Source organism: Paraburkholderia caledonica NBRC 102488 (assembly GCF_000685095.1).
Lineage (GTDB): Bacteria > Pseudomonadota > Gammaproteobacteria > Burkholderiales > Burkholderiaceae > Paraburkholderia > Paraburkholderia caledonica.
In genome coordinates this window covers 423014-435990 of the sequence record NZ_BAYE01000005.1, presented here as the reverse complement: position 1 = coordinate 435990, position 12977 = coordinate 423014, and the positions used below count along the sequence as shown (strand labels likewise).

Annotated in this window: 8 protein-coding genes; 6 read left to right on the top strand and 2 right to left on the bottom strand. The window is 64.0% G+C overall.

Features of this window, described 5'->3' with window-relative positions; genetic code table 11:
• The first annotated feature begins 393 nt into the window (after positions 1 to 393).
• A complete protein-coding gene (locus tag BCA01S_RS13685; protein WP_027777372.1) occupies positions 394 to 1389 on the top strand; it encodes a GlxA family transcriptional regulator in 996 nt (331 codons plus the stop codon).
• 102 nt (positions 1390 to 1491) lie between these two features.
• Positions 1492 to 2043, top strand: coding sequence for a dTDP-4-dehydrorhamnose 3,5-epimerase (rfbC, locus tag BCA01S_RS13680; RefSeq protein ID WP_027777371.1), 552 nt, complete (start codon positions 1492 to 1494; stop codon positions 2041 to 2043).
• Between the two features lie 70 nt (positions 2044 to 2113).
• Here rfbC and BCA01S_RS13675 read toward each other — a convergent pair whose 3' ends face one another.
• Complete coding sequence (locus BCA01S_RS13675) at positions 2114 to 3004, bottom strand: EamA family transporter (RefSeq protein WP_027777370.1); 891 nt, start codon at positions 3002 to 3004, stop codon at positions 2114 to 2116.
• A 77-nt stretch (positions 3005 to 3081) separates the two neighbouring features.
• Here BCA01S_RS13675 and BCA01S_RS13670 point away from each other — a divergent pair, with 77 nt between their 5' ends.
• A complete protein-coding gene (locus tag BCA01S_RS13670) occupies positions 3082 to 4005 on the top strand; it encodes a LysR substrate-binding domain-containing protein (protein ID WP_174447047.1) in 924 nt (307 codons plus the stop codon).
• Positions 4006 to 4207: 202 nt separating this feature from the next.
• Here BCA01S_RS13670 and BCA01S_RS37105 read toward each other — a convergent pair whose 3' ends face one another.
• On the bottom strand, positions 4208 to 4369 hold the full coding sequence (locus tag BCA01S_RS37105) for a DUF1328 domain-containing protein (RefSeq protein WP_006051149.1): 162 nt from the start codon (positions 4367 to 4369) through the stop codon (positions 4208 to 4210).
• Positions 4370 to 5598: 1229 nt separating this feature from the next.
• Between BCA01S_RS37105 and BCA01S_RS13660 the strand changes: the two genes are divergently transcribed.
• The 3 genes from BCA01S_RS13660 to BCA01S_RS13650 all read left to right on the top strand — a co-directional run bounded on the left by BCA01S_RS13660 (position 5599) and on the right by BCA01S_RS13650 (position 12971).
• Positions 5599 to 8427: a polysaccharide deacetylase family protein gene (locus tag BCA01S_RS13660; protein ID WP_425176062.1), complete on the top strand. Its 2829-nt coding sequence runs from the start codon at positions 5599 to 5601 to the stop codon at positions 8425 to 8427.
• Positions 8428 to 8464: 37 nt separating this feature from the next.
• A complete protein-coding gene (locus BCA01S_RS13655) occupies positions 8465 to 12343 on the top strand; it encodes a tetratricopeptide repeat protein (protein ID WP_042318558.1) in 3879 nt (1292 codons plus the stop codon).
• 76 nt (positions 12344 to 12419) lie between these two features.
• Positions 12420 to 12971 carry a hypothetical protein gene (locus tag BCA01S_RS13650; protein WP_027777366.1) on the top strand — a complete coding sequence of 184 codons (552 nt, stop codon included), beginning with the start codon at positions 12420 to 12422 and terminating at the stop codon, positions 12969 to 12971.
• Positions 12972 to 12977: the final 6 nt, after the last annotated feature.

The window sequence follows — 12977 nt, the reverse complement described above, 5'->3', positions numbered from 1 at the left end:
TGTGTTCAGCTTTGAAACGTTTTGATAGCGTTCCAATGCCGCACACGCCGCGGCGCGTATGCACACGGCATTGGGAGGGGTAAGCGGGGCGGGCGCCAGTCCCGCGCCGGTCGTGCCGCGCCGGGCTTGGCGGCGGCGCCCGGTAGATTTTCCCGACCCCGATTCACTCATTGCCTAATTATTACTTGCATCAAATGAGAATAATTTTCGTCAGACGTTAAATGCCTGGCTAATTCCGTTGTTTTCAAATTTACTAACGCGATTCATTCAGCTAACATCGCTGATAATGCGTGAAGCGGCGTTCACCGATGTTGAATAGCGATTATCAGTTGATCCATATCGTCGGAGTAACGCGCGTCCTCGTCCAACCACGTAGACATTTTGAGGAAGACCATGTCCCACATCCACGTCGATTCCGCGAGGGTTACCTGGTTACACACACCGGCTGTCAATGTGCGCACAGCGGCGCGGCGAATTGGTGTGCTGTTGTTCGACGGCTTCTGGTTGCTTGGCCCCGGTACGGTCGTCGAAATGTTCCAGACCGCGAACGAACTTTCCGGTACGCGCCCAGGCGAAGAGCCGCCGTATGAAGTGCAGTTCCTGTCGCTCGACGGCGGCAGCGTGCCGAGCTCGTCGGCCGCGCGCATCTGGACCGATCGCATCGACACGCGCTATGGAACTGGCTTCGACGTCCTTTTCATTGCTGGCGGTCACGGCGCGCATGAGGCGGCGCGCGACCAGCGGCTGCTCGGCTGGCTGCGCTCGGTGCAGGCACGCACTCGTGCAATCGAAACCATCGGCGAAGGGCGGCTCGTGCTGGAGGCGGCCAATCCGGGCGACCCGGAGGCGCTGCAAATCGGCCGCTATGGTCGCGGCGCGGCGGACGCTATCCTCAGCGCGTCCAACGATCGCAACGACTGCGCTCGCAGCGCGCTGATGTTCATCAAGCGCGATCTAGGCGCGGAACTCGCGCGCAGCGTCGCCGAACGCGTGATGCCGGGCATGGCTGCGACATGGGTTCCGCTGCCCGCCGAGGGCGGCACGCTGAGCGTGGCGGAAAAAATCCGCGCGGCCGCGCGCTGGATGGAAGCGAACTGCGACCGTCCTGTGTCGGTTGCCGACGCAGCTCAGGTCGCCGCCATGAGTGAGCGCAATTTCCTGCGTCGTTTCAAGCATGAAATGCACGTCACGCCGTCCGACTACCTGTTGCAGGTGCGTCTGCGCATTGCTTGCAACTTCCTCACTGAAACCGAACTGCCGGTCGACAAGATCGCGCGGCGCAGCGGCACCGGCAACGGCGACCGCCTTGCAAAGATCTTCCGCAAGCGCATGGCGCTGTCCCCAACCGAATATCGCGCCCGCAGCCGGCTTGCCTCCTCGGAGCTCTGACAATAGAGCGCGTCTGTAGGGCAGGCTCGTCTCAAGGCCGCCGCGCGGACGCGCGGCGGTATCCTCGTTCTTTGTCGAGCAGCTTCTTACGGGCACAGTGGCATGGGCAACCAGGTGTTGGCGACGGCACTGCCGGAAGTGAAACTGATCGAGCCCGAGGTGTTTGGCGACCCATTCGGTTTCTGTTATGAGAGCTTTGCCGCGGACGAGTTTACCGCCGACGTCGCACGCGGTTTCGACTTCGTGCAAGACCGGCATCTGCGCGCGGTGCATGGCGTGTTGCGCGGACTGCACTATCAGGTCCAGCGTCCGCAAGGCCGGCTCATGCAGGTCGTGGCAGGCGAAATTTTCGATGTTGCCGTGGACGTGCGGCTCAATTCGCCGAACTTCGGCAAGTGGTGCGGCACGCACCTGAGCGCGGAAAACCATCGGCAGATCTGGGTGCCGCCGGGCTTCGCGCATGGCTTCGTTGTGCTTTCCGACGTCGCCGAGTGCCTGTGGAAAACCACCGAGTACTGGTTCCCCGAACTGGAGCGCTGCATCTTGTGGAGCGATCCGGACATCGGCATTGAGTGGCCGATCGATTTCGAGCCGATTGTCGGCGCGAAGGACGCTGCCGGGCGGCGTTTATACGAAGCCGAGAACATTGCTTAGCGCGCATGCGCGGTCACATTTGCGTTGTCGTTACTGCGCGGCGCGCTCAGTGGCTCCCAATGCTCCGTCGTTAACGTGCGGCCACCACCGCGCCGACACTCGCGGCCACCACGAACAAAGTGCCCGCGACCTGCAGAATACCCATCGGCTGATGCAATACGACAAAGCCTGCCACCGCGCCGATGGCTGGCTCTACACTCATCAGGATACCGAACGAACCTGCAAGCATATGACGCAACGCCACCATTTCCAGCGCATAGGGCAGTAGAGGAACGAGTATCGCAAGGCCGGCGGTCGCCGCGAGTTGGCCCGCGGCCACGTGCACGCCGCTCTGTGCGAGGCCGAAAGGCGTGGCCACGAGCGCCGCCGCGATCAGCGAGACCGACAGGCCTTCCAGACCGGCGAAGAGCTTGCCGGTCTTTTTCATCAACACGATGTAGCTGCCCCAGCCGCAAGCGGCGGCAAGCGCAAGGAACACGCCGAGCGGTTCACCCACCCAGCCGCCGCGATCGCGCGAAAGCAGCACGACGCCCGCAATCGCGAGCGCGGGCCACAGAAGCGCGCGTGCACGGCGCACGGCCAGGGTTGCCACCGCCAGCGGCCCGAGAAAGTCGATCGCCACCGCGAGGCCGAGTGGAATACGTTGAAGCGCCGCGAAAAAACACAACGTCATGCCGGCCATCGCAGCGCCGAGCGCGCCCGCGGCGAACCAGTGCGCGCGCGAGTAGCTGCGAACGCGCGGCCTTACCAGCACTGCGAGCACGAGCGCGGCCCAGCAGAGCCGCAGCCAGGTGGTGCTGAGCGAGCCGTAGACCGACATGGTCGGTTCGGAAAGCGCTGCGCCGAACTGGACGCTCGACATGGACAGCACGCACAGCAACGCTGCACCGGCTGCGGCGCGCGCAGGTTTGGCGTCGGCCGGGTCGGGGGCGGCTGCGCACTTGATTGTCGTGTCCTGCATGGTTTTTTCGCGTCGCTGTTGGAATGTTCACGCTATCTTATCGGCTCCCGCGCTACTAAGATAAGTTGATATTTCTTATGCCGACTTCAACAATCGTGATGACCCGTGACCTCGACAGCAGTCTGCTTCGCACATTCGTCACCGTCGCGGAGACGGGGGCGGTGGGCGCGGCCGCGATCCGTCTCGCACGCACCCAGGCGGCGGTGAGCATGCAGTTGCGCCGTCTCGAAGAAGACCTCGGTCAGCGGCTGCTCGACCGTTCGCCACGCGGCGTGCAACTCACCGAAGCCGGCCATCTGCTGCTGCCGTACGCGCACACGATTCTCGGCGCGGGTGCCGATGCGCGGCGTGCGCTGAGCGCGGGGCAGGTGTCGGGCACGGTGCGGCTCGGCATGCTCGAGGACATCGCCGTCGGTCGCTTGCCGCGTGCGTTGCGGCGTTTTTCGATTGCCTATCCGCGTGTGGCGCTCGAAATCGTCGTCGACAGCAGCGCCGCTTTATCCAGGCGGCTCGTAGACGGCGGCCTCGACGTGGTCGTTGCCGATCCCGCGTTGGTGAACGGCACGCCTTTGCTCACATGGACCCAACCGTTGTTCTGGGTCGGTGCGCGCGGCTATTCGCGCGACGCCGAAGCGCTCTTACCGCTGGTCGCGTTCGGCGACACATGTCTGTGGCAACAGAATGTGTTGACGGCGCTGCGCCGCGCCGGCACCGGCTGGCGCATTGTGTGTACGAGCACAAGCTTGCCGGCGGTGCAGTCGGCGGTCGAAGCGGGGCTCGGTGTGTCGGTATTGCTCGAAGGCAACATTCGTTCGGAGTCCATGAGAATTCTGGGTCGTGCCGATGGCTTGCCCGATGCGCCCGCTGCGGATTTCGGCCTGTTCACGCGCGAGGTCGCGGGCGCGCAGGAGGCCGCCGTGCAGACGTTGCAAGGTTTTCTATGCGAGGAGTTGCATCTGGGCATGCGGGAGAGCGACTCGCGCGTGCTGTCGGAGGAATGAAGCAGATGTAGACGAGGGAATGCTGGGGGGGCGCGTTGGACGCACTGGAAACTGGCGGTACACGTATAGCGATGTGCGTGCTGCGTCGCGGAGAAGCCCGGCGTGAGCGGCAACTATTGCAATACACCGTGGCAGGTATTGCAACAGGTTGTTCGCACGCGCCGGGGCGGGTATTCCTCCGCTTATACAGCCGATGCGGTGATCAGCGCCGCATCACGCCCATCAGCAAGGTGACGAGGAAAATCACCACGAAGATGAAGAACAGCACCTTGGCGATCTCCGTCGCGCCAGCGGCGATGCCGCCAAAGCCGAATACCGCGGCGATGATAGCGATGACGAAGAAGATTGCAGCGTATCGAAGCATGAGGCCTCCCACCGATGAATACTGGATTGAAGTAGAACGGCGGCTCGCCTCGGGTCCAGGTCCCCGAACGAGCGATCTGCCGGCGAGCGATGTTGAGCAATGGCTGTGCCTGGTGCCGCCAACTGTCAGCTGCGACCTTGCCGTTGTTTCACTGCAACGACCCGCTATGCGCCGCGAGGCGTTTCTATGCCGGGAAAAAAGGATATCGACCGACGATAACGTTTGCGCGAGTCAATAAGCTCGCTGCCGAATCGATCGATACGTCAGTTAATTTGCGCTGCATCAAAAGCGACGTGTCAAATGAAAAATAGTTAATCTGCATTTAATAAAGGTTCAGGAGCGTGGGTGCTCTGGCGGCAGAAACAGCAAGATCTCGTGCGGCTGCCGTTGACTCGCAGAACAAAAATCCGCCCCAAACGTGGCCGTATTAACGCCACCTCGCGACTGCAAAATCAGCGTTATCTATCCGTACCGCAATGGCACAAATCGGGTTCTCGAGATTGGCAGGGAAGTCCACTGAGCGGTTTCCAGCTAAAACGGTTTATCGAAGATCGCTTCACCAAACGGCCAGCGGCGAAATCCCGGCGATCCTTCTCTCGCGCCGGATGGCGCATCAATAGCCACGTGCGGCGGCGACGATTCCGCAGCAGAGTACCTGACACAACACTGGCGCGGCGAGACCCATCTCGCCCGCTTAAGCCTGCTCGAAAGCTCTCCGCCGAAAAACGATTAAGTCATTCCCGGATTGTTAATTGTTGTCAGGCCGAATGATTTTGGACACCCCGGGTGGTGAAGTGGTGAAACGTTTGCGCCGTGATATAGGATTGAGTAGCACAGTAGTTCGTTGATGTTCCGGGCGTTTTTGGCGATTGTTGGTAAAAAACCCGAGCGCCAGAATACTCGTGCAATTTGAAATAACAGCTATTAGAATGCGCAGCCTGGACGCCGGGCGGCTATTAACGCCAGAGGGCCGTGGCGGTGTTTTATTACACCGTTGTAAAGGTCGGCGCAGCGCGCGTCGAAAGAGGGGCAGTCAATCGAGTGGGCTGCAGTAAAGCCCAAAAAGAGCCGCGTTCAATGCGGGCCGGTAAAAGAGCATAAACCGAAGAAGAAATCACATGCCATTGGGGATTCAAACGATCGGGGGTGCGCGCCGGGCGCTTCGCAGCGTGCCGGGCGGCGAGACCAGGCCGGCGCGTCTCGAACGGGGACGTGCTCGTCAGCGCCTCATGCGTGTGTCCGAGTGCGCTGTCCTTGCGGCGCTCGCGATCGTCTGCGGCAGCGCGAACGCTCAGTCGACGTCACCGCAATCCCGATCCGCGACGTTACCCGCGGCACCGCTAGCGCAGGCAGAAGCGCGCACTGTGCAAGCGGGTCCCTCTGCGTCAATCAATCTCGCGTTTTTCGACGGCGCCAATGTGCCGGTCAATCTGTTGCAAGCTTTCGATGCTGTCGTCGTCGATCCGTCGCACGGTTTCGATCCGGCGGCGAACCCGTTGCGCCATACCGTATGGCTTGCGCGCACCGGTGCGGATGCCGCTGCCAGCACGCCCAGTGCATTCGTCGCGAGCGTAATCGAGCCGCTGTGGCAACGCGGTTATCGCGGGTTCCTGCTTGACACGCCGCAAGCGCTTGCATCGATCGACGCGATTCGCGCGGCGTATCCCGACGCGCGAATCGTGATCGGCGGCGATGACGCGCTTACGCTCGCCACGCCGCATGCCAAAGCGCTGTATGCGGTGGTGGGCCCGTCGCTCGTCAGCGGCGCGAGCCCGAGCGGTGCCGGGCAGATCCTCGTTTCCGCAGACGACCGTGCGGCGCGCGTCGCCGCGGCGCAAGCGTTCATGCGGCAGACGGGCGTGCCCGTCGTGTCGATCGAATACTGCGGCGCCGATGACCGCGCGTGCGCGCGCAGGACGGCGGCCCAGGTGGTGGCGACGGGCGTCACGCCCTATGTGACCGACGTGGCGCGCGACGTGGTCGGCATCGGCGCAATCGAAGTGCTGCCGCGCAAGGTGCTCGTCGTGCAGGACACGGGCGAGGATCTGCTGCTCGACGAAACCCCCGGCGTGCGCGACCTGGCAATGCCGCTGAACTATCTCGGCTATGACGTCGAGTACGCGAACGTCAACGACACGCTTCCCGATGACATTACGCCCGACCGCTACGCAGGCGTCGTTGCGTGGCTGCAGGGCAGCGGCACGCAGGACAGCGCCGTGTGGCGCAGATGGGTCGATGCGCGCATGGCCGCGCACGTTCCCGTTGCGTTTCTTGGCCAGTTCGGTTTCGACGCGGCCGAGGACGAAGGACGCGCGCTCGATCTGCAGGCGGTTCCGGGTCCCTTCAGCGACAAGGTAGACGTCGTCTCGCGCGATCCGATGATCGGCTTCGAGATCGATCCGAAGCTCGGCCCGCGCGACCTGACGGGCGTTCAGGTCGGCGCGGCCAGCCGGCCGCTGCTGCGCGTAAAGAGCGGTCAGGCGACGCTGGACCCGGTCGCGATCACGCCATGGGGCGGCTTCGCAATGAGCCCGTACACGGTCGTGTCGCTCAACGGCATCGACCAGGAGCGCTGGGCGATTCAACCCATTTCGTTCCTCACCGCCGCATTGCGTCTGCAACAGATGCCGTCGCCGAGCGTTACCACCGAAAACGGGCGGCGCCTTTTCATGTCGCATGTCGACGGTGACGGTTTCGCGTCGCGCGCGGAATTCCCCGGCGCGGACTATTCGGGCGAAGCGCTGTATCAGCAGATTTTTACCCGCTACAAGGTGCCGATGACGCTGTCCGTCATCGAGGGTGAAGTAGGCCCCACGGGTCTTTACCCGAAAATCTCGCCGCGCCTGGAAGAGATCGCCCGCAAGATGTTCGCGCTGCCGTATGTCGCGATCGGTACTCATACCTACTCGCATCCGTTCGACTGGGGCAGCGTGGACGCGAAGACGGGCGAACGTGTGGATCGCGGCGGCGGCGATACTGCGTTCTCGCTGAACATTCCGAACTACACGTTCGACATCGACCGGGAGGTAACCGGCTCGATCGATTACATCAACACGCGCCTTGCGCCTCCCGGCAAGAAGACGACCATCCTGCAATGGCCCGGCAACTGCAAGCCGCCTGCGCTGGTCGTGCGCAAAGTCTATGCGGCGGGCGTCGCGAACGTGAACGGCGGCGACACCGTCATCACGAAGAGCGCGAGCAGCTGGACCAACATCGCGCCGATCGGCGTCGATAAGGGGCCGGGTGCGTATCAGGTGTATGCGCCGAATCAGGACGAGAACGTCTACACAAACGACTGGCTGGGTCCGTTCTACGGTTTCACGCGCGTGCTTGAAACCTTCGACATGACGGACAAGCCGTTGCGTTTCAAGCCGATCGACCTGTACTACCACATGTATAGCGGCACGAAGGTCGCTTCGCTGCGCGCGCTCGACCAGATCTTCACTGCCGTGCTCAAGCAAGCCGTGCTGCCCGTGCAGATGACCGACTACACGCAGAAGGTGCTCGACTGGCGTTCGTTCGCTGTCGCACGCGCGGTGCGCGGCGACGTCGACGCGGATGCGGATGCAGGTGCCACTGGCGGCAAGCGCGCGGACGGCGACTGGATCGTGCGCGGCAACGGGGACGTGCGGGAGTTGCACTGGCCGCTTTCGACGGCGCCGGATCTGCATGCATCGGCCGGCGTCACCGGCTATTCGGCCGGCCCCGACGGCACTTATGTCCACATCGCCGACGGCGCCGCTCGCGTGTCGTTCAACGGTGCCGATGCTCGCGATAGTGCCGCGGGAGCGCTTTCGAAAGCAGCCGCATTGCCCTACATCGCTGAAGCGAACGGCTTCGTTCGCAACTTCAGACGCGGCGCAAACGGCATGTCGTTCGAATTCGGGGGCTACTACCAGCCGTTCGTCAGGCTTGCCCACGCGGGCAGTTGCAGTGTGAATGTCGCCGGACGTCCCGTCGCCGTCCACCGCGACGCCGCAGGCTTGCGCTTCGACACCCCGGCCTCCGCCGGTCTGGAGGTGAACTATCAGCCCGTCGAGATTTCCTGTGAGCGCTAAACGTCCCCGTATCGCACCGACCTGGCTCGTTTGTCTGATGGCGGGCGTCGTACTGCTGACAATATACGGCGTGTCGCCGCGCGGCGGCTTGCGCCAGCGCGTGGCGTCGGTCGGGGCTCCCAGCGACCTGAGCGTCGCGTATCTGGAAGCATGGTCGAAGGTGCGGCCGGATAACGAGGAGTTTCTGTCGTTGCTCGGCGCGCAGTATTCGTATCTGGGCCGCACCGCCGACACCGAGCGGATCGCCGCACGCATGGATGCGCTCGGCACCGACGACATGCATCGCACCGCGACGATGCTGCGTCTTTCGGTGGCGGAGCAGCGCACCTTTGCGATTGCCGAAGACGATCCGCGCCGCGCCCGCGAACTGAACGATTTGCGCGTGCATTTGCAGGAAGCGGCAAAGCTGCAGTGGGCGCCGAAGGACCTCGAATGGCTCGCGCAACGCGCGGCTGCCGTCGGTCTGCCCGATCTCGCGGTGCAGCTTTACGCGCGGCTCTCGGCTAACGATCCCGATGGCCGCAACAAGTGGGACACGCAGATCACGCGCTACGCGCTGCAAGTGGGCGACTATCGCGCGGCCGCGGATGCGTGGTTCCGTCAGCAGGCTGCGGCTCGCACGCGCGACGAACAGCGCCGTTGTTTCGTGGCCGGCCTGCGCGCGTTGCAGTCGGGCAATCTGCTCGATGACGCGCTTGCCGCGGCGGACGCACATGGCAGCACGCTCGCCGACGATCCGGCGACGCTCGTCGTGCTGCTGAATCTCGCGCGTGCCGCGAACCGGCCGCAAGCGGTCGATCGCTACGCGAAGATGCTGGCCCGCTATACGTCGATCGAATTACGTGAGATGCCGCCGCAAGCGCAGCCTTCCCAGCGCGCGCAATACGCGTATATGGACGGACCTGTCGCGCGGCCTCACGACTTCGTGCTCGCGAGTCTGCGCGAGGCGATGCACGGCGAGGCGCAGAATCCGCGCACGGTGCACGTCGTTCGCATTGCGACTGCAGCAAGCCCGGCAAGCCGAGCAACCCCGGCAACCCAGACTAACCCGGACCCCGGCATCGCGAACACGGTATTCCAGGCGTTCGTCGAATCCGGCGACCTGCCCAACGCGCAGAAAATCGCCGCGCAACAGGTGCAGCGCGATCCGCGCTCCGCCGTGTGGGTCAAGCGACTCGCTGAAGTGGCGGAATGGAATCGCGACCCCTCACTTGCGCTGAAGTCGTGGCTCGAATATGCGCAGGTGTCGAACGATCCCGTTGGCTGGCAAAACGTGCTGCGTATCGCACCAATGCTCAACGACGACGAAGCGTATCTCGTCGCGCTGGTCCACCAGGCGCGCGCGAAGCCCGGCGACATGAAACTCGTCGACAGCGTCACCGCCACCTATGAACGTCTTGGCCGGCCCGACGACGGTCTGGCGTTCCTGCGTTCGCTGCCGCGCGGCGCGAATGCCGATGCGATCGATCAACGCATAGGCGCGCTTGCCGAGCGGGCAGGGCACGACGAAGAAGCGCTCGCTACCTATCGCGCGGTGCAGGCCCGTCATCCGAACGACGCAACGGCCGCGCTGCGCACGGCGAGTGTGCTGTACCGCAAGGGCGACTATCGCGCCTCGCTCGCCGCGTTGTCCGCCGCGCGAGCAGGCGCAAAAGACGGTGACGAAGTTTTCTGGCGCAACTACGCCGAACTGGCGCGACTGCAGCAGCGCGACGACGACGCCAACGAGGCGTATCGCCACCTGCTCGCGAACGGCATGGCGACGCGGGAAGACCTCGGCGAAATGACGGATTTCTATGATCCGTATCCGATCGACGCAGGCCGCATTGCCGAGTTGCGCTTTCATCGCGAACACACGGCGCGTGCGTTGCGCGATGCGATCTACTACTACCTCGACGCGCAGGCGTTGGACCGGATCGCGACGCTCCTCGCGAATCTGACGCCGGACGAGCGCAAGACCGCCGATGCGTCGCCCGCATTGCTCGGCGTTCGCGCCGAATACTATCGCCTGATGGGTGAGCCGCAGAACGCGCTTGCCGATCTGAAGCGCGCGGTGGACCTGCCTGGCGCGGGCTCCGACGTGAGCGCCGCGTATCTGTGGACCCTCGTCGACTACGGCAGCGACGCGGACCTGCGCGCCGTGCTCAAGCGCTGGCGCGGCAGCGCCGCTCAAAGCTCGGCGTTGTGGGGTCCGTTCGCCGCCGCTGAAATGCGCCTGAACCGGCCCGTCGCCGCGCTCGACTATCTGCGCCGGCAGGCGGGCATGATGTCGCGCGATCCGCTTTGGCTCCTCACCTATGCCGACGCACAGGAACAGTCGGGGCACGCGGGGCTGGCCTGGACCATCCGCAAGAAGGTGTGGCTGCAACTGCGGGACGAACAGGCGAAGCTCGCGAAACTCCACGGCGCTCAACGCGCGTCGATGCGTGGCCGCGCCGCGCAGGACGCCGAAACGGCCGCCGATCTGCGCGGCCGCCGTGTGACGTTATCGACGGAGTTTGCAACGGGTGACGTCTCCGCCGCATTGCTCGACGACCTCATGTCCACGCACGCGACGCCGGCCGACATCGCGCAACTGCGCCGCACCCTGATCGGCAACGCGAAGGGTTTGCCCGGCGGTGCGCCGATGCAAGGCGCCGATCTGCCGCAAAATGCGCAAGTGCGCGGCGCGGTCGCGAAGGACGTCGCGGTTGCATGGGCGCTGTCGCACGAAAGCAATCCGCTTGCAAAGCGCTGGCTCGCGCAGCAGTATGCCGAACGCCTGTCGCGTCCCGCCGACGCGCGGCTCACGATCGCGCTTGCCGAGAACAACGTGGGCGAGATGGAGCGCCTGCTCGACCTGGAACGCTCGCGCTTGCCGGTCTACGACCGCATCGACGCGACCATTGCCGTCGATCATCCTGATCGCGCGCAGCAGCTCGCATTCGACGCCCTTGGCGGCGCGCCGGAAGACACCGAACTGCACACGCGGGTCACGGAGACGACGCTCGACTGGCCGCAATCGATCGACGCGAATGTCACCAACTACGTCGAGCATCCGCTCGATTATGTCGAGGCAACGCTTGCCGGCAGTCGCAAGATCGCCGAGCGTTATCTCGTTGGCGTGACTGCCGTCCAGCATTTTCAGCATTCCACCGACATCACCCAGCTCGTCAACGTGCCTTCGGTGGACCGATGGCTCAACATCTATGGCGAGCGGCGCACGCGCGACACGTCCTTCACGATCACCGGCGGCAGGCGCGTTGCGGCCGCCTCGTTCTACACGCTCGATCTGGCGGGAGAGGTGGGCCGCAACTCGGCCCTGACACTCGGGCTCCGCGCGGGCCGCAATCAGGTCGCGGACGAAACCCAGACGCTGCTGGTCGGCGGCATGAAAGACAACGTGATCGGCGATTTCACGTATCGCATCACGCAGCACATCACGCTCACGGGCAGCGTGGAGGCGGACCGTTTCTACAGCCAGGCGCGCACCTATATGGGCAGCGGCGTGCTGTCGACGGGCGAGGTGAGTTACCGGATTCGCACGCAGTACCCCGATTACACGCTGCGTGCGCTCATCACGCACGGCGGCTATGGCGCAAGCGGCCAGGCCGATGGCCTGATCTCGCGTCTGTTGCCGGTCGCGCTGCAACCGGCCACGCCGCGCGACTTCATGCCCGACACCTATACGCAATACGGCTTTTTCTTCGGCGCGGGCAACGATCTTCTCGAACAGTACACGCACCGCTGGCGGCCTTTCTTCGACGTCGGCCTGCTGCACGATTCGATACAGGGCTGGGGGCCGCAAATGAGCGTGGGTATCGCGGGCACCGTGTTCGGCGGCGATCACGTCGCGGTGTTCCTGCAACACCAGCGCGTGTCGAAGATCGGCACGCCTGTCACGGTGCTGGGCGCGCGCTACAGCTGGTACTACTGATTACCGATTCTGTTCGATTGACACTGCAGGCGTATCGCGCCTGCAACGAATAACGACGTTACTGAGGAGTGGTTCGATGAACAACATGAAAAGATGGTCCGGCCTCATCAAATGGTCCGCGGCGGTGACGGCGACGGCACTCGTGCTCGGCGCGTGCGGTTCTATCCGCCAAACGGGCTCGCCGGCGCTGGGCGCCAGGGACTCGGTTGCGGTCGTGTCGATGGCGAACTTCACCGAAACGCCGGCGGCGGGCAGCAGCGCTGCCGCAATCGCGGCCAACACGCTGCGCGCGAACGGCCTGACGGATGTGCGGATCGCTCCCGTCGATGCATCGGCGAACGCGATGTTCGATACCGCGCAGCGCGATCTCGGCGAGAAAAAACTCGCATGGGCGCGTGAGCAGCATGTGAAATACGTGCTGACCGGCGCAGTGGAAGAGTGGCGCTACAAGGTGGGCGTGGACGGCGAGCCGGTAGCGGGCGTCACCTTCGAACTGATCGACGTCGCATCGGGTCAGGTCGTCTGGAGCGCCACGGGTTCGAAGAGCGGCTGGACGCGCTCGAGCCTTGCAAGCGTTGCTTCGTCGCTGATCGGCAGTCTGTTGTCGCCGCTGCGCTCGCGCGGTTGATCCACG